The following is a 19,133-nucleotide window of genomic DNA, read 5'->3' as shown; positions in this document are numbered from 1 at the left end:
CCCACACCCGACCAAGGAGGACTGCTCGTCCTATCCTCCTTGGATGCTCCATGACGCCCCCTACGGAGTTGAAAGCCCCTTGTACTCATTGCCAAATTTGCTATCGCTTCCGAAGGATGCGTCCCTGCACCTGCGAAAGCTAGTCGGTCATCCATGACCGAACTCACGCAATTTGTCTATTCGCCCTGCGGCAACTCCGAGGGGAGCCGTATTCTGCAACATTAGAAATGAATTGAGACTAAAAGAAATCTGACTATTCTGTATTTTTACCGCTAAATCATAGCTAAGACGCAATGCCATAGAGAAAAGATATACCCGTCCTATCTATCCCTTTCTATAAGTACAGCTCATTAAATCCTAAGGTAAAATATGTCTTGCTTAACTCTGCCTGATATATTGGAATCTTCTTAGAATTCACTAAAAGCTTAATTTCCTCGATATCAACTGAAGAAGCCCTACAGCCAACAAATACTGCTGATATGCAGTCCGCTGGTAGTTGAAACAAAAATACCGAGGAAGGCACAACTGCTAATGAACCATAAATTTCGTTAAGGATTGTTTCACTAGGACTAAACTTCATTTCTTCATTGTCATCAGTCGAATTGCCATCCTTCTCTTGATTGTCAAAGTGTTCATATTCGACAGGATTGACCTTAAAAGTAATCGAATACTCATCCTCTGAAACAATGCTAAACAAATTTACATAGTGGTTGTCATAAAATTCATGAAGTTGCTCAAATAGTTCTCGGTCGACTCGGACGGCATCCGCTTTTCTCAACTTAGGTAAGATCCGGTGCTCTTTCTCGTAAATCCAGTCATCACTTTTAGCAAGCAGCAAATCTTTAACACAAACATCCTTCTGTAGAAGTGAATAACGTTCTCGGTTGTAGAGTACTCGCTCAACTGTGTCTGACATTGATAATTTATAGTTAAAATAATCATTCAACTTTTCATAATCAAACTCTATAACGATACCTTTATGCTCATTCGCATAATGCGACCACATTAGTAAATTGTTGTAGTTCTCCGTGAATGAAATTACGCCGACTTCGTTGAAATTACGATCCGAGGAGAACTGTTCCGCTTGCTCGAAAAAGTCATCTCCAAGTCCATCACGAAGTATCTTGTCGATTAGGTCTTGAGCCGGACTGAGTTCAAATGGGTCATTTAAAACTCCTCGCTGACTAGCACGGAGACAAAAGTTAGAAAAAAACTCTCGTCGATAAGGCATATATTTATAAATTTTCTTCATATTACTCCGTACTAATAACATCGTGTACATACGCATAAATTGATAAACATCGAAGCGACAGAATATCGTATCCAATTAAGAACTTTAAATTCAGATAATATACCCACAACTTCATATCTCATTTATTAAACATTCTCGATGTGTAGTAGTAAATAGCAGACTATCAGGTTTACCAAGGGTTTAACTGGATTAAGCACTGTCATGGAAGTGACCGTTGGCGGCATGGATGCCGCCGTCGAGCCCTCAGGGATGAGTTCATGGCGTGTCACTGGAATGACAGTGCTTAATCAATATCACCTGCTGCCAAAAGTGACTTTATTAACAAAATAAAAAAATCCCCGCATTACGGGGATTTTCAATATTTCAAAGACAACTAACACTCACAGCGTTACACGCATTTCCCATCCGATGACTTATCGGAAGAAAGTGCTCGGCTGATGCCGCCGAAGATGACACTCAAGAAGCCAATACTGACATCTTTTTGTCGCTCATCGGCGCTGCCCGTATCGTGGCCGCTCGCCTCACGCATACTTTGATTATTGTTGGTTCCACGTACAAAATCGCAGGACGCATTGCTGGTATTGTTCACCGAGCAGGCACTGAGTAAAGCGATCATTAGGCCGCAAAGGGCAAGGCGTAATCTTGGCATATTAGTTCAACACTTCTTCTAATGCCTTGAGGCATAAAGAAACATTCTCACGGCGGGCACCAAAGCCCATTAGACCGATACGCCATGCTTTACCCGCAAGGGCGCCAAGGCCTGCGCCGATTTCGAGGTTGTAATCCTTCAGCAAACGAGTGCGCACTGCAGCATCATCCACACCTGCGGGGATATAAACCGTATTCAGCTGCGGTAGGCGATAATCTTCGGCAACCACAAAATTAAGCCCTAACTTTTCCAGCCCAGCACGCAGCACTAAATGCATTTCGTGATGGCGTTGCCACGCATTCTCTAAGCCTTCAGCCGCCAACATACGCAGGGATTCATGCAGTGCATAAAGCGCGTTCACTGGCGCAGTGTGATGATAACTGCGTTTGCCGCCCGCGCTGGTCCAATAGGCCATCACTAGACTTTGATCGAGGAACCAACTTTGCACAGGAGTTTTACGATTCTTGAGTTTTTCTACCGCTGCGCTCGAGAAAGACACAGGTGATAAACCCGGTACACAGGAGAGGCACTTTTGACTGCCAGAATAAATGGCATCTATGCCCCATTCATCGACTCTTAACTCGACGCCGCCAAGGGAAGTCACAGCATCGACAATCGATAAGCAGCCGTATTGTTTGGCTAATGCGCACAAGGTTTTAGCATCGGACAAAGCGCCAGTTGAGGTTTCGGCGTGCACAAAGGCTAAAAACTTGGCATCGGGGTTGGCCTTAAGCGCCGCTTCAACCGCAGCAGGATCGACAGGCGCGCCCCACTCATTGTCCACCAACACAGCAATCGCGCCCATGCGCTCGACGTTTTGGCGCATACGCTCACCAAACACACCGTTACGACAGACAATCACCTTCTCACCCGGCTCGACTAAGTTTACGAAACAGGTTTCCATGCCCGCACTGCCCGGCGCGGATACTGCCATGGTCATTTCGTTTTTAGTTTGGAAGGCGTATTGGATCAGGCTCTTAAGCTCATCCATCATGCCGACAAATAGCGGATCTAAGTGGCCAATTGTCGGTCTGGACTGCGCCGCAAGCACTTCGGGATAAACATCCGACGGGCCAGGGCCCATCAAAATACGGCGAGGAGGATTAAAAGCGGTAAAACGCGGTGCTGGTAACATCATGTCTCCTTAATGCGTGCAGGTCGAGGTCTCGTTGTTATTCGTTAGCCGTTCTGTTTTCAGAAACTGCCCGTTAATCGTTAACGGGTTAAGTCAGTAACTTAACTGTGACGTATTAATCGGCGGCTAGAGTATTAAGTCTACAAAACTACCACAAAAAAGGGCGCCTGTGCGCCCCTCCTTTAGCCTAACTTTGACTTAACTTGTGCCTAACTTTGCCTAACATGTCATCGCGTCGATCTAAGCTACGTGCATCACCGCAAACCCTATAAGACTTTGCTGCCGTTACCCGCATTTAAAAACAGCTGATAGGCAGGACTTTGGGTTTCCTCTTGATAGACAAAACCCAACTCAGTTAAAAACTGTTGGAACGGCAAAGCATCACTCGCGGGTACTTCAAATCCCGCCAGCACTCGGCCAAAGGCCGCGCCGTGGTTACGATAATGGAACAGACTGATGTTCCATTTGCTCTGCAAGGTCGTTAAAAACTTCAGCAGCGCACCGGGATGTTCAGGAAACTCAAAGCTAAATAAACGCTCCTCTAAAGGCTCTGGTGGATGACCACCGACCATATAACGCACATGCAATTTCGCGGTTTCATCCCCGGATAAATCCTGAACTTCAAAACCATTGGCCTCTAAGGTGGCAATGATTTGTTCTAGCTCACCTTGGCCTCGGCTTAAACGAATGCCGGCAAACACCACGGCAAGATCACGACTACTGAAACGATAGTTAAACTCTGTCATCACCCGCTTATCGAGTAACTCACAGAATGTTAAGAAACTTCCCGGACGCTCAGGGACTTTCACCGCCAGTACAGCTTCTTTTTGCTCGCCAAGTTCACAACGTTCAGACACATAACGCAAACTGTGAAAATTCACATTCGCGCCACTTAAAATCGCCGCGACTTTCTCACCATTGCCGCAATCACCATTGGCATTAGCGCTGACATATTTTTTAAGCCCAGCTAAGGACAAGGCCCCTGCGGGTTCGGCGATCGCACGGGTGTCCTCAAAGATATCTTTTACCGCGGCGCAGATTTCATCCGAAGTGACAGTCACTACTTCATCGACATAAAGTTTCGCGACTCGAAACGGCTCAGTGCCGATACGTTTAACCGCCACGCCATCGGCAAATAAACCGACTTGCGCCAGTGTCACAGGTTCGCCCGCTTCCATCGCTGCCTTTAAACAGGCCGCGTCTTCTGGCTCGACGCCGACAATTTTCACCTGCGGCATCACCGCTTTGTAATAGGCAGCGATACCCGCGATAAGCCCGCCACCGCCTACGGGCACAAATACCACTTCGAGATCACGCTGCTGCTGCAACATCTCTTGGGCGATAGTGCCTTGGCCTGCGATCACCGCTTCATCGTCGAAGGGCGCGATATAGACTCGGCCCTCTTCTTTCGCCATCGCCATCGCAAAGCCATTGGCTTGATCGAAGGCTTGGCCGTGCAATACCACGTTGCCACCTAAACGGCGCACCGCATCGACTTTAATATCGGGCGTTGTCTCTGGCATCACAATCACAGCATCCACACCGCGACTCGCCGCCGACATCGCCACACCCTGAGCATGATTGCCTGCCGAAGCACACACCACACCGCGTTGACATTCTTCTTTCGTCAGCTGGGCGATACGGTTATAGGCACCGCGTAACTTGAAGGAATGCACTGGCTGCATATCTTCGCGCTTCAAAAATACCTGACAACCTAAACGCGCCGATAGCTTGTTCATGCTTGAAAGCGGCGTCACTTTCGCTATGTCATACACAGATGACAACAGGATTTTTTGCAGATAGCTTTGTGCCAACTGAAAATGTGCTAAATCCGTCCGAGCTTGCGATGCAAGTGGCAACATATTAGTCCTCCAGTTTACTGCGATCGCGCACCGCGCCTTTGTCGGCACTGGTGGCGAGCATGGCGTAGGCCTTAAGCGCGAGTGACACATAACGCTGGCGACCTATAGGTTTCCACGCCATTGGGCCACGCGCTAACATGGCCTCGCGGCGAGCATTGAGTTCAGCATCAGTTAACGCCAGCTTGATACTGCGCTTGGGAATATCGATTTCGATGCGATCGCCATTTTCAATCAAGGCGATTGTGCCGCCCGCTGCCGCTTCGGGTGAAACGTGGCCAATCGATAAACCTGAAGTGCCACCGGAGAAACGCCCGTCGGTGATCAGCGCACAGACCTTGCCTAGGCCGCGAGATTTTAAGTAACTGGTTGGGTACAACATTTCTTGCATACCCGGGCCGCCTTTCGGGCCTTCATAACGGATAACAACCACATCACCCGCCACCACTTCGCCGCCTAAGATACCCGCCACTGCGTCATCTTGGCTTTCATAGACGCGAGCCGAGCCGATGAAGGTCAGATTCGATTCATCCACGCCCGCTGTTTTAACGATACAGCCGTTCTCGGCCACGTTGCCCGACAATACGGCAAGGCCACCCTCTTGGCTGAAAGCAAACTCACGGCTACGAATACAACCTTCTTGTCTGTCGTTATCCAGTGACGGCCAGCGACAATCTTGGCTAAAGGCTTTAGTGGTCGGAATCCCCGCAGGCCCCGCCATAAAGAAATGTTTTACTTTTTCATCTTGGGTCTGCATCACATCGTACTGGGCCAATACTGATTTCAAGGTCCCGCTGCCCGGCGTGCCGTCATTATCGGCCGCCACATGGAACACATCGGTATGCAGTAATCCGGCTCTGTCGAGCTCGCCTAAAATCCCCATCACGCCGCCCGCACGGTGCACGTCTTCCATATGGTATTTAGGCGTCGATGGCGCAACCTTACAAAGGTGCGGCACAAGGCGCGACATACGGTCGATATCCGCCATGGTAAAATCAACATCGGCTTCCTGCGCGGCGGCCAATAAATGCAATACGGTATTAGATGAACCGCCCATGGCGATATCTAAGGTCATGGCATTTTCGAAGGCTTTGAAGTTGGCGATATTACGTGGCAATGCCGATTCATCATCTTGATGATAATAACGTTTTGCCAGCGCCATCACGCGACGACCCGCTTCCAAAAACAGCTCGCGGCGATCGGCGTGGGTTGCCAGCATAGAGCCGTTACCCGGCAGCGATAATCCTAGCGCTTCGGTTAAACAATTCATTGAGTTGGCGGTAAACATGCCTGAGCAAGAGCCACAGGTTGGACACGCGCTACGCTCGATTTTGGCACTGTCTTCATCGCTCACGTTCGAGTCGGCGCCCGCCACCATAGCATCGACTAAATCGAGTTTGATGAGCTTATCCGACAGCTTAGTTTTACCCGCTTCCATCGGTCCGCCAGAGACAAACACGACGGGAATATTGAGGCGCAGCGCCGCCATCAACATGCCGGGGGTGATCTTGTCGCAGTTGGAGATACACACTAAGGCATCGGCGCAGTGGGCGTTAACCATGTATTCCACACTGTCGGCAATAAGTTCACGCGATGGCAGACTGTAAAGCATGCCGCCGTGGCCCATGGCGATACCGTCATCGACGGCGATCGTATTGAATTCTTTTGCGATACCGCCCGCGTCTTCAATGGCGCTCGCGACGAGTGAGCCCATATCTTTTAAGTGCACGTGGCCCGGTACAAACTGAGTAAAGGAGTTAGAAATAGCGATAATTGGCTTACCAAAATCATTGTCTTTCACCCCTGTGGCGCGCCATAACGCACGGGCACCCGCCATATTGCGGCCTTCGGTACTGGTAGCTGATCGTAACTTTGGCATTGACTGTATCCTTTATCTCAAATCGAAAATCGTATTCTTAATTCACATGGCGAATGCTGCACTTGCCGCATTCCCCTCAATATCTGGCACTCATAGTCACTCAACATCATGGACTAAAATGCACCTAAGCAAGGCCTTAAGCATTCGCCGTTTGTTGCAAGCTCAGCGGTAACAATACCTTACATTGAGTCACATCAATCAGTTTATTCAGCTGATTACTTAACAGTTCGATGGCACGTTCGCTATCGACCTCCATATCCAGCGACAGGCTCGCATCGTCATTCATGCGCATCTGCATTTGGGTAATCGTAAAGCCACGATGTCGAGTCACGCGCAAAACACGCTCAAGCACTTCGGGGCGTTGTTGAACCGTTAATTCCAGAGAGTGGATCATGTTTGTTTCTCCATTTCGTCCATCATATCGCTGTTTGATGCGCCGGGGGGCACCAGTGGCCAAACGTTAAAAGCATCGTCGATTGCAACGTGTAACAAATACGGGCCCTTAGCCGCTAACATTTCGGTTAAGGCTTCTTCCACTTCGTCGGAAGAGAAAATCGTACGGCCGGGGATATCAAAGGCGGAGGCCAATAAAACAAAATCTGGGTTATCGGATAAATCCGTTTCGCTGTAGCGTTCTTCAAAAAATAGCTGCTGCCACTGCTTCACCATGCCAAGCTTTTGGTTATCAACCAGCACGATTTTCACTGGCAGCTTGCGGCGTTTGATGGTGGTCAGTTCCTGCACATTCATCATAAAAGACCCATCGCCAGACACTGTCACCACAGTGGCATCGGGACGGGCCACTTGCGCACCAATGGCGGCGGGTAAGCCAAAGCCCATAGTGCCTAAGCCCGCGCTGGACAGATGATCTTCTGGGCGGCGGAACCACATATGCTGGGCCACCCACATTTGGTGCTGACCCACATCGCAACACACTACGCTGTCTTCGGGTAATTTATTGGCTAAACGGCGCAGCAGCGCAGGCGCATAGATCAAACTGCCGGGGTGTTGATAATCCCATTGATGCTTACGGGATAAATGCTCCACCTCAGCCTGCCAAGGGGTGATGTTCATCGACATGGCTAAAGCAGGTAGTATTTGACGTAAGTCGCCGGCGATTGCCACCTCAGGCATACGCAATTTACCCAGCTCAGCGGCGTCGATGTCTAAATGGATCACTTTGGCCTTGTCGGCAAAGCTCGCTAAACGGCCAGTGACTCGGTCGTCGAAACGGGCACCCACCACGATCAGTAAATCGCAATCCTGTACCGCTAAGTTAGCGGCCTTGCCGCCATGCATGCCTAACATGCCTAAGTAGCCGGGCGTGCCGTGGGCGATACTGCCCAGCCCTTTCAAGGTTGCGACCGAAGGTATGCCCGTCACTTTGATAAACTCACGCAGTTGATCGACCGCGCCAGCCATGCCTACACCGCCGCCTACATACAACATAGGCTGTTTAGCCTCAGCCAACAGCGCACGGGCGGCGTCGATATCACTCATCTCGGCTTGGGGTTCGTTCATCACGGCCAGCAAAGGGGTGCGATATTCCAATTGGGCGATTTGGATATCCTTCGGGATATCGACCAGCACAGGGCCAGGGCGACCGGATGCAGCGATTTCGAAGGCTTGATACAAGGTTGGGATCAGGTCGTTGACGTCTGTCACCATAAAACTGTGCTTAGTGCAGCTCAGTGACATGCCCAGCACGTCGATTTCTTGAAAAGCGTCGGTGCCGATAACGGCGGTAGAGACTTGGCCTGTGATGGCCACCATAGGTACAGAATCTAACAGGGCATCGGCTAAGGAAGTGATCAGGTTAGTCGCGCCAGGGCCTGAAGTCGCAAAGCACACGCCAGTTTTACCGCTGGCTCTTGCGTATCCTACGGCGGCAAAGGCGGCGCCTTGTTCGTGACGGCTGAGCAGATGTTCGACAGGGCTTCCATAGAGGGCATCGTATATTGGCATAATGGCACCACCTGGGTAACCAAACACTGTGGTGACTCCATGTGCTGCTAACACTTTAATTACCGCATCTGCGCCTCTGATCATCTGCCCTGGTTCCATATTCTCTCTCGCTACGTTAGTCCTGAATTGCCGAAAATCGACGCTAATTTTTTACTCTTTCGAAGCTTAGGACCTTGCTCTAGGCCCTAAAACGAAGAACCCCCCGGTCCTTTCGGAGCGGGGGGTTCTTTCGAAACTTCTAACCTTTTAGGTCTATCAGTTCGCCATGCGCCGCCCCCGCTGTGATTTAATAATCACGACGGTAATAATCACGAGAATGAGCTTGGCAGCTTGGTTAAACATCAATATGGATTCCTAATCGGTGTTTCTAAAATTGGGATATTGCATGAAAGTTAGTTTCGCTTTGGACTTTGCCCTACCGCGAGCTATTAGCTTTACCATAAAGCGACAGCCAAACACAATAAAAAATATCTTTTGTCAAAAAAAATTCAGCTTCCCTGCCGAGACAATGCAAAACAACAAAGTAAAACGTTAACTGTTGATCCTCAGTCGGCGCGATTCACCTACCGCAGGATTCATTCACTGAACGCGCATTTACCATCGAACGCTCACTGAAGATTCACTCACTAACTATTAACTCACTAACAATGTCGTTTTTGCCCGCTCGATAACCCACTGAACAGGAAAAAATTTGGTTTCCACTAAACTGATTTATCACTAAGCAAGCTCAAGATGCGCGTTTCACCATCATGAGATTGCTTGGGAACTGAGCTGAGACCTAAGTCCTTTAAGTCTCAACCCTCTCCCCCAATGCTGGGCTTAACTAACGATCAATTAAGCCTCAACAATGCTCTTCATATCAGTCATGTAACCGCGAAGTTCAGCGCCAACATATTCCACTGCCGTTTCACGAATCGCTTCGTTAACTGCGATGAGCGTTAGGTTGTCGACACCGGTTGCGCTGTCTTTCAGGCCAGCACCTAAATACTCAGATGACATGGCATTAACGTAATCGCGCAGCATAGGTACGGCGGCGTGATTGAACAGGTAGCAACCGTATTCGGCGGTATCTGAAATCACTACGTTCATTTCGTACAAACGCTTACGGGCAATCGTGTTGGCGATGAGTGGAGTTTCATGCAGTGACTCGTAATAAGCCGACTCTTCCACGATACCCGCAGACACCATAGTGTCGAACGCCAGTTCCACACCCGCTTTGATCATAGCGACAAGGAAAATACCTTTGTCGAAATAGGTTTGTTCGTCGATATGCTCGCTCGATACGGGTGCATTTTCGAAACCTGTTTCGCCAGTTTCCGCTCTCCAACGCAGTAAGTTCGCATCATCGTTCGCCCAGTCTTCCATCATAGTGCGAGAGAATTCGCCGCTGATGATGTCATCCATGTGCTTTTCAAATAATGGCTGGAGGATTTCTTTTAAATCTTCTGCAATTTCAAATGCTTTAATCTTGGCTGGATTAGACAAACGGTCCATCATGTTAGTGATGCCGCCGTGTTTCAACGCTTCAGTGACCGTTTCCCAACCTTGCTGGATAAGCTTGGCCGCGTAGCCTGGCTCAACGCCATCGGCGATCATTTTCTCGTAACCTAAGATGGCACCCGTCTGCAACATACCGCACAGAATGGTCTGCTCGCCCATTAGATCCGACTTCACTTCGGCGATGAAAGACGACAGTAAAACACCGGCTCTGTCGCCACCCGTTGCGCTAGCGTAGGCTTTAGCAATCTCTAAGCCGTCACCGTCTGGATCGTTTTCTGGGTGAACCGCAATAAGGGTTGGCACACCAAAACCACGTTTGTATTCTTCACGCACTTCAGTGCCTGGGCACTTAGGGGCAACCATCACCACAGTGATATCGGGACGAACTTGCATGCCTTCTTCAACGATATTGAAGCCGTGTGAGTAAGACAAGGTAGAACCTTGCTTCATCAGTGGCATAACCGCGTTAACCACGTTGGAATGCTGTTTGTCCGGCGTCAGGTTAAGTACCAGATCCGCCGCGGGGATTAATTCTTCAAACGTACCGACACGGAAACCGTTGTCGGTCGCTTTCTGCCATGAGGCACGTTTCTGTTCAATCGCTTCAGGACGCAGGGCAAAAGAGATATTCAGACCCGAATCACGCATGTTCAAGCCTTGGTTAAGACCTTGAGCACCACAACCTAAAATAACAATATTCCAATCTTTGATGTAGTTACAGCCGTCGCTAAACTCAGAACGATCCATGAAACGACATTGGCCAAGCTGTGCTAATTGTTGACGTAAATTCAGAGAGTTAAAATAGTTAGCCATCTGATATACCACCTATAAGTCAGAAATTTTGGACGCAACCAAACTAACATAATGTTACGGCTTGGTTGTGATTGAAATCACTATAACCCATGCTTATCATTGCTTAAAATGATATATTCGGAACTTCATATTGCATTCTGCGCAACGTCAACTGTAATCATGGATCAGTAACACTGACAGTAACATCGGCGCCAATATGCGGTCCCCAATCACGCCGTCACTCAAGCCAAGGCTCAAGCTCAGACTAAACAGGATAAGATCATGGATATTCGTACCCTCAAATTGTACCTGCACTTATGTGACAGTTTGCACTTCGCCAAGACAGCGGAACAGATGCATGTGAGCCCATCGACCTTAAGCCGAGCCCTGCAAAGATTAGAAGAGGAAGTAAACGCTAAGCTGTTAGAGCGGGATAATCGCAGCGTGACCTTAACCCACGCGGGACACGAGTTTAAGCGGTTCGCCGAGCAAACTTTGAACCATTGGAGCACGCTCAAGCACAGTATCGATCTCAAGCAGGACGTACTGCGCGGTCGGTTAAATCTGTATTGCTCGGTCACCGCCGCCTACAGTCATTTACCGGGTTTATTGGATTTATTCCGCCAAGAACATCCCTTCGTCGAAATCGCCTTAACCACGGGAGATGCGGCGAACGCGCTGGCAGAAGTGCAACAGAATCGCGCCGATATCGCCATCGCCGCCCTGCCCGATCCGTTTCCGAGCAGCTTACACTTTGCCAAAATCGACGATGTGCCGCTGTCGATTATCGCCCCAACCATACGTTGCGCGGTGCAGCAGCAGATTTCCCAAACGCCCATCGATTGGTCGAGCGTGCCCTTTATCATTCCGGACCATGGCCCCGGACGTCGCCGCGCCGATAACTGGTTCAAACAAATGGGCATCAGCCCTAATATTTACGCCCAAGTGTCGGGCCAAGAAGCGATCGCCTCTATGGTGGCGTTGGGCTGCGGCGTGAGCATGAGCCCAGAAGTGGTAATCAATAACAGCCCAGTGCGGGATCGCATTCAGTTACTCGCCTCTCCCGTTGCAATACCGCCCTTCGAGTTAGGTTGCTGCTGCAAAGTAAAGCGGCTCGACGATCCCATAGTCAATGCGTTTTTGGATGTGATTTAAACATCCGGCGAGTTGAGCTTATCGATAGGATCGATACGGGTCACCAATAGCTGATCGACCTTGTAAGAATCGATATCGACCACCTCAAATTTATAACCCGCATAGTTGACGAAATCGGTACGCTTAGGGATTTTACGCAGCATATACATCATAAAACCGGCAATGGTTTCGTAGTTTTGATTATGCGGGAATTCTTCGATGCCGAAGGCGCGCATCACGTCGGTAATCGGTGTTACCCCATCGACTAACCAAGAGTTACCATCGCGGGCGATAATCTGCTCTTCGCTCTCGTGCAATGACCAAGCCCCCATCACGGCGCGTTGTAAATCGTTGGTCGTGACAATACCCACCACTAAGGCATATTCGTTCATGACTACGGCAAAATCGGCGCGGCTATTCTTAAAATATTCCATCGCCTCAGATAGGCTCAAAGTATCGGGAATAATCAGCGAAGTGTGGACTAAGTTACTGCCTTTTAAGGTGATATTCTCACCGTTGATCACACGGATCAGCAATTCTTTTGCATCCACAAAGCCTTTGATCATATCTAACTGACCATCGCAGACGAGGAACTTAGTATGGGGATCTTCAGAAATCTTACGCTTGATATCTTCTTCGCTGTCTTGCAGTAAAAAGTACACTAAGCTTTCACGGGCCGTCATGGCAGAGGTTACAGAAACGGTTTGCATTTCAAACACATTTTCCATCATCTGTTGTTCACCGCGATCTAAAACTCCAGCTTCGGCGCCCGCATTCATCACAGCATAAATGTCATCGGAGGTGATAGCATCGTTACGCACGGTTGGGATTTGCAGCAGTTTAAAGATGCCGCTCGCCATACCATTGAAAAACCATACTAATGGACGCAATAGCACAATACAGAAAGACATAGGCCCAACAACGGCTAATGCGACGGGCTCAGGCATCGCCATCGCAATGCGTTTTGGCATCAAATCGGCCACCAGAATAAAGGCACTGGTGACGACAACAAAGGATAAAATAAAGCTCAGTTGGCTCAACCAAGGATCGGTCAGCAAAGGCGATAGTAATTCATAGAAATAAGGTCGAAATGCCGACTCACCGACGATACCCCCCATGATGGCAACGGCATTAAGCCCGATTTGTACCACAGTAAAAAAGCTGCCGGGAACGGCTTGTAACTGCAACACTTTTTCTGCGCGGGCATCGCCCTCATCGGCCAATTGACGTAAACGGATTTTACGTGAAGCGGCAAGTGCAATTTCTGACATAGAGAAGAAACAACTCGCGCCGATTAGGCACAATATAATCATCACGTTATCAAAGAGACTCATGTAACACCTTTCATTTAACACTGGACTAACTAGGACCAACCCGCGCTTTATGGCTCGCGAGTCAGCTGAATTCATTTAATTGGGGCACAGTTTGCTAGGGGTTATCCAGTCTACAAACCGTTCAAACGGCTGTGCCAGCTCCTTGCTACCCTAAGATAAAAAGCACTTACATTGCCGTTTTAGGCTGCTCTGAGTATATCTGCAAATTCACGGCTTAGGCGCGACTCGACATCATTAAGACATCTCAGTGCGGTGGCTTTGATATTGAGCTGCTAGAACGTACATTTAAGCCAATGGAATTGACTAGGCAGTCGTGGCTTTTGCTTAGTTGCGTTACGAGAAATACGTCCAGAATGGCAGCATGGATGTCACTCAGAGTGCATCGCTAAATCGACTATGGGCGACAGATTATATCTCATTTGCCGCCTAATATTACCTCACCTTGAGTAATTTTTATCTTAACGATGGATCTACAGCACAGTTTCATGCAAATGTTATCAATTAGTTAGCATGATTGAATGCGGTCTGTGACATAAAGAGGCTCAGCTGATTTAGCCTAAATATCGCCGGATTACTAAATGACGAACGCTGATGGCCTAAGCATTGCTTAAGCATGGAGATAGGACAATTTGAGGCTTAATCCCAATCATTAAGCGCAGAGAGCACCTAATGATGGAGCAATACTCAACTGGTGCCGAGCAACAAAAGACTGCAACAGGTATAGGTACAAGGCTGACTTGCCCCTATGCTGCCATTAAATCACTTCAACTTCGACCCTATTACGCCCTTTATCCTTAGCGCGATAGAGACAAACATCGGCACGGCGTAACACGTCGGGCATCTTAAGTCCCGAGACCTTATCTAATGGCAAAAACACGCTGCCAATACTAATCGTTACCGCTGCCAACGGTGATGCTTGATGGGGAATACTGAGTTGCTCGACGAGATAACACAGTTGCGTGGCAATAGCCGTTAACTGCGCAGGTGAGACGTGCTCAACGACTAAGGCAAACTCTTCGCCCCCGATGCGCGCCAACAAAGCATTGTGCGGCAGGATATCGCACTGCGCTAAGGCATCCGCCACACGCTTAAGCACTAGGTCACCTTCAATATGACCATAAGTGTCGTTATAGGATTTAAAATAATCGACGTCCAACATCAACAGCCCCGCTGGCGTCTTGGTCTGTAGCACAGTCTCTAGCCTTTCGGTAAAAGGACGTCTATTCGCTAACCCAGTCAACTCATCGGTTTCGGCCTTTTCTTTCAATTGAGTATTGGCAGTAACCAGCGCTTGTTGCAGCACTATCATCTGCCGCTCTTTTTGCTCGCGCAGCAGTAACTCGTTCAATGCGGAGGCAAACTGAGTCAGCATATTCTTTTTCTGGGCGTTCCAATTCAAGGGCCGCGACACCGTCGACAGCGAGAGTAATCCCAATAACTCTCCGGCATTTTTAATCGCAAAGGCAGCAATAGAGCAAATGCCCACGGATTTCATCACCTCATATTCCTGTGGTGACAATGCCTTTAACGCCTCAAGATCCTCAATCACTAAGGTCGATTCTGTTTCGAATTTTTTAGCAAGCTGAGTAATGTTGTCCACCGAAATCCCTTGGACCTTGTTAGCATGTAACTCGCTGGTCCAAAAACTGCGGTAATAAGCATGCTGTTGATGAAATTCGAGAATGCTCACCCTCTCAACATCAAACAACTGACCTATTTTGTGGCACACCTCAGTTAAGGTTTTATCTACATTGCAGGTATCGATACTCAAAAATTGCAACGAAATCTCTGCCAGCAACTGATTCGACTGCGACTGCCAGTCCAGTTCTTTGGTCCGCTCTTTCACTAAGTCCGACAATAAATGCTGCTGTTGCTGTAACGCACGTTGATGGCGTTTATTGATAGCGAGGTCGTTGCGTATCCTTTGATACATGGCCTTAAGCGACAATGCAACATGAGCAATCTCGTCAGGACTGGCGGTCACCGTTTCCGGAACAGACAACTTTTTTAACGATTTTAGATTGATTTTATTAGTAAAATCTTCCAATGCCGACAGTCTATCTGTTACCATGAGTCGCACTAAGGTCAAGATCAAATAGATCATCAGCAGGGTCTTTAAGCCATTGCCGAGCACAATAAAAATCAACTGTCGCCACAGCTCGTAGTAAAGCTGGTTAGTGTCTAAGCCTACGGTTAAAGTTGCGATCAGTTGATCTTGATAAGTCACAGGATAATGAAACAGGGTTTGCGACTCGTCGTCGGTTAACAGCGGTTTACCCAGCTGCATAGTGACACCGTCGATACTGTCTAAATGCACGCTCGACACTAACGGCATCATTCCTAAACCAGAGAGCAAATCAGATAGCAGGCTGCGGTCAACGTCCCAAAGCGACTTCGCCACACTCGGCAGAATAGATTCTGAATATTCGCGGATATCCGACGTGGCATTGTCGATACTATCCTGATAGTTCCAAATCAGCTGCACCAGCATAGTTAACACAGCAAAAAATGAGCTCACCCCGATAATTGTCAGCGTCATCTTATGACTAATAGAATGATTTCGATGCTTCATGTACACCCGTTATTACGCCTTGAAGGGCAACTTATTCAAAATCTGAGACTGGAAAATCTGTGGCCAATCCCGAGCAACTAACATTTGATAAAATGCCGAATCAGGCAGTAAAACGCCGAACAAGGTGACATTGTCATAGGGAATATAGCGCTTATGCTGCTGATAATATTGCAACTCAACCAAAGCTAACGCGCCAGCCATAAAGTGCCCGCCACCAATAATGCTCACCGCGTGTTGGCGACAAAGCTGTAAAATCTCAGGTGACGTATTGATCGTACTGACAAATACATCTTTACCCGAGACTAAGCCTTTTTCCTTCAATGCTTTAAGCACTCCAATTGCCATACGATCACTGGCGGTCCAAATCACGTTTAGATCGGGATAACGGTTCAGCAGAGTGAGCGCTTGACCATAAGCTACTGCGTCACTCCATTGGCCATAAACCGTTTGAGTCAGAGTGGCATTGGGCTGCATAAAGAAATAATCGCTGGCACCTTGGGTACGAAGTACTGAAGCAGGCGTCGATTTATCGCCCGAAATCAACAAAACTTTAGCCTGCTTTCCCTCTAAGTCGTCCATTAAGCCTTTAGCGGTCGCCGAACCTATAGCGTAATTATCGGGAATAATGGCGGGTAACAGATATTCTTGCCAATGGGGATCTTGCAGTAAAACATCACGTTCACCGATAGAAATATCGTTTAAAATCAATTGCACATAGATGGGATGGGAGTAAAGCGCTTGCAGCATTTTTATCGCGGATTGTTTTTCATTAACCAGAATAACGTAATTGGGCAGTACCTTTGTGGAAGCTAACAACTCATCGAGTTGGGTGATCATCTTGAAATGATTGCGATCGGAATGAATGATTTCGAGCTTAATATCGAGTGTCGTCGCCGCCTCCAGCATCAATTGGTCGACGTCCCCCCAAAAACTGTCATCGACAGCCCCGGGATTAAAAAATACGACATCGAGTTTAGCCCAAACTGCCCCACCAAACCCCGCAGTACAGATAAACACACACGCTAACATCCACGAACGCATAGGCGAGTTCTCCTCGACCATGTTCCCTCAAATGTCATCCTTCACAAGAGGTCACTTTATTATTATCGATTCACAACCTTGTTACCGCATCGCCGCCCAAAATGTTGCTAAAACCAGCAGCAGATGTTTCGATTAAACCACAAAATGATACAAAGTATACTTTATATGCTGACTATTTATTCCGACACCCTGTCTGTATAAGGAAATCGCGTGGAACCGTAGCAGAATATTTATGAGTCATTGCAGACTATCTTATGGGTCAGTCTTACGGCTTAACCACGTAGAAAATGAGAGGGACCTAAACGTTTTAAAAGGGGAAGTTGTTGGTTCGTCTTGGTTCGTCATAAAGAGTCACAAGGTACACGAGTTCACTCTAGCCGTTAATGCGGCCAAACGGCCGAGGTGAATGAATATCGTGAGGAGAACCATGATTTTCATTGGAGGGTAAACCAAATGAGGCTGCTCAACGATGCCCTCATATAATGGCATAGGTTGACTAATTCCCATTAACTGATTGAAAAAATTAAATATAACTATCAATCGTTTAATCTATTCAGTCGGGTTCAAGAATCCCAGAATCAATCCTTTATAACTCATATACACTCAAAGGCACGAAATTGTGCGATTCTTATTTTAGTCGGTCGCAACATACATCTCCAATCATCTCTATGTACTACAAGTGCTGTGTAGCCCGCATCGCCAAACAAAAGGTTGGTTATAGCCAACCTTTCAATGCGCTAATAATCATATATGCAGTAAATGCGATCGAATTTTCCTAACGCTAAATCATCCCTGTGGATAATAAAATTCAATTGCATAGAATGCTCACTGTAGACGACTTTGAACAGTACTAGATAATCTTCGCCATTGCCGCCTAACTCAGCCGCAGCGTGGAGCTCGGGTGCTTTATAGCGGCTATCACCATGGCCATTAATGCTGGCGATACCATTGTAATACGGCAGCGGCTGCTCGGGGACCAGCAATGACTGCAAGCTGGATGGCTGCCACTCGGTATTAGCCCATTGCGATTGAGTGAGAATCTGGCCAGGGATGAACCCGTGCTCATTCAATTGTATCAGCTCATAGCCCTTGAGCTGATCTTGCCACTCTGGTGCCAATTCATCATCCACAACCGCTAGAGCCTCCAGCACCATAGCTTGTTGCGGTTCTGGTAGCGCTTGTAAACGTGCCTTGGCTAACTTTACTAAATGCGGGTTGTCACTATTAATCATGTCAGGGGCTATCATCTTAATGCTGGCAATCCCCTGAAGTTGATAAGCCGCCTCATACTCATAGTTTGCACATACCGCATCGTCGAACTTAAGTTCGGCAATCGCTTCCACAGAGTTAAGCTGCTGATCCTCAGCGACATAATAGACATGGCCGCGAAGCATTTCCGAGAATCGCCAGCGCTCCACAAAGAACAACAATCGCCCTTCTCGAGGTAAATAAGATTGAAACACCTTCAGGTCGCTACAGTTGAGCTGTGCGATAAATTGCATGGGCACACGGAAGGCTTGCGCCGCCTCGTCCCAGTCCCAAAGATGCGCCTCATCTGTCTCCCAATCGTCCTGCCAGTCCTCCCGCCAATGCTCATTTATAAACTCGCGGGTATGGCCAAAACTCTCAACATAGCCATCCAACATCTCCTCCCTTCCGACCAAAGTCACCGGATAATCCATGCCGACAGGCAAATCCGGTAATCCACCCAGCCTACTATTGCCTAACTGAGCATAATCTTCGATTGCACAGGGATAGAGATCGACACTACTGCGAATAAATGCCGAAAGCGTATGGGCAAGATGCGGGTCTTTAAACTGCGCCAACTTTTGCTCGAGCTGCTGCTGACGAATGGGGGAATTTTCTGCTAACAACATATCCATATTGACCTCAGGACTCCAATGTTTGCTTTTTATCATTTCTATCAAATATTTGCTATCGTCCAATATGGCAATTTGCCAAAGCTATCACGGGAACGGTAAAGCCAGATTCAGCAGCTTACTGATGAGGCGAATGACCAA

General features: G+C 48.1%; 14 protein-coding genes. 2 read left to right on the top strand and 12 right to left on the bottom strand.

Features of this window, described 5'->3' with window-relative positions:
- Positions 1-334 precede the first annotated feature (334 nt).
- A complete protein-coding gene (locus Q4Q54_RS12480; RefSeq protein ID WP_259586190.1) occupies positions 335-1,252 on the bottom strand; it encodes a DUF2971 domain-containing protein in 918 nt (305 codons plus the stop codon).
- A gap of 201 nt (positions 1,253-1,453) precedes the next feature.
- On the opposite strand from Q4Q54_RS12480, the gene Q4Q54_RS12475 reads away from it, so the two are divergent.
- Entirely contained in the window at positions 1,454-1,582 is a 129-nt protein-coding gene (locus Q4Q54_RS12475) for a hypothetical protein (protein WP_012090428.1), read from the top strand.
- A gap of 58 nt (positions 1,583-1,640) precedes the next feature.
- On the opposite strand, the gene Q4Q54_RS12470 is transcribed toward Q4Q54_RS12475, so the two are convergent.
- From Q4Q54_RS12470 to ilvC, 7 genes are all read right to left on the bottom strand, one after another.
- A complete protein-coding gene (locus tag Q4Q54_RS12470) occupies positions 1,641-1,901 on the bottom strand; it encodes a hypothetical protein (protein WP_115336048.1) in 261 nt (86 codons plus the stop codon).
- Position 1,902: 1 nt separating this feature from the next.
- Complete coding sequence (locus Q4Q54_RS12465) at positions 1,903-3,036, bottom strand: pyridoxal-phosphate-dependent aminotransferase family protein (RefSeq protein ID WP_259583270.1); 1,134 nt, start codon at positions 3,034-3,036, stop codon at positions 1,903-1,905.
- Between the two features lie 266 nt (positions 3,037-3,302).
- On the bottom strand, positions 3,303-4,898 hold the full coding sequence (gene ilvA / locus Q4Q54_RS12460; RefSeq protein WP_311988594.1) for a threonine ammonia-lyase, biosynthetic: 1,596 nt from the start codon (positions 4,896-4,898) through the stop codon (positions 3,303-3,305).
- Position 4,899: 1 nt separating this feature from the next.
- Positions 4,900-6,774 carry a dihydroxy-acid dehydratase gene (ilvD, locus tag Q4Q54_RS12455; RefSeq protein WP_311988593.1) on the bottom strand — a complete coding sequence of 625 codons (1,875 nt, stop codon included), beginning with the start codon at positions 6,772-6,774 and terminating at the stop codon, positions 4,900-4,902.
- Between the two features lie 136 nt (positions 6,775-6,910).
- On the bottom strand, positions 6,911-7,168 hold the full coding sequence (gene ilvM, locus Q4Q54_RS12450; RefSeq protein WP_006083459.1) for an acetolactate synthase 2 small subunit: 258 nt from the start codon (positions 7,166-7,168) through the stop codon (positions 6,911-6,913).
- Positions 7,165-8,838 (bottom strand): acetolactate synthase 2 catalytic subunit, encoded by a 1,674-nt coding sequence (gene ilvG, locus Q4Q54_RS12445; protein WP_006083460.1) that lies wholly within the window; start codon positions 8,836-8,838, stop codon positions 7,165-7,167. The genes ilvM and ilvG overlap by 4 nt, the downstream gene beginning before the upstream one ends.
- A gap of 735 nt (positions 8,839-9,573) precedes the next feature.
- Positions 9,574-11,052, bottom strand: a complete 1,479-nt coding sequence (gene ilvC, locus Q4Q54_RS12440) for a ketol-acid reductoisomerase (protein WP_011848076.1) — start codon at positions 11,050-11,052, stop codon at positions 9,574-9,576.
- Between the two features lie 261 nt (positions 11,053-11,313).
- Here ilvC and ilvY point away from each other — a divergent pair, with 261 nt between their 5' ends.
- Positions 11,314-12,186 carry an HTH-type transcriptional activator IlvY gene (gene ilvY / locus Q4Q54_RS12435; protein ID WP_259583266.1) on the top strand — a complete coding sequence of 291 codons (873 nt, stop codon included), beginning with the start codon at positions 11,314-11,316 and terminating at the stop codon, positions 12,184-12,186.
- Here ilvY and Q4Q54_RS12430 read toward each other — a convergent pair.
- The 4 genes from Q4Q54_RS12430 to Q4Q54_RS12415 form a co-directional block, all read right to left on the bottom strand.
- A complete protein-coding gene (locus Q4Q54_RS12430) occupies positions 12,183-13,499 on the bottom strand; it encodes a hemolysin family protein (RefSeq protein ID WP_107946304.1) in 1,317 nt (438 codons plus the stop codon). The genes ilvY and Q4Q54_RS12430 overlap by 4 nt on opposite strands.
- Before the next feature lie 754 nt (positions 13,500-14,253).
- Positions 14,254-16,038, bottom strand: a complete 1,785-nt coding sequence (locus Q4Q54_RS12425) for a GGDEF domain-containing protein (protein ID WP_311988605.1) — start codon at positions 16,036-16,038, stop codon at positions 14,254-14,256.
- A 45-nt stretch (positions 16,039-16,083) separates the two neighbouring features.
- The gene (locus tag Q4Q54_RS12420; RefSeq protein ID WP_311988592.1) at positions 16,084-17,112 is read right to left on the bottom strand and encodes an ABC transporter substrate-binding protein; all 1,029 of its coding nucleotides are present in this window, start codon (positions 17,110-17,112) and stop codon (positions 16,084-16,086) included.
- 737 nt (positions 17,113-17,849) lie between these two features.
- The gene (locus Q4Q54_RS12415; RefSeq protein ID WP_311988604.1) at positions 17,850-18,995 is read right to left on the bottom strand and encodes a DUF1963 domain-containing protein; all 1,146 of its coding nucleotides are present in this window, start codon (positions 18,993-18,995) and stop codon (positions 17,850-17,852) included.
- Between the last annotated feature and the right edge of the window lie 138 nt (positions 18,996-19,133).

The organism is Shewanella sp. SP2S2-4 (genome assembly GCF_031932025.1).
Classification (GTDB): domain Bacteria; phylum Pseudomonadota; class Gammaproteobacteria; order Enterobacterales; family Shewanellaceae; genus Shewanella; species Shewanella baltica.
The sequence above is the reverse complement of the archived record's forward strand: the minus strand, read 5'-3'. Positions and strand labels throughout refer to the sequence as shown.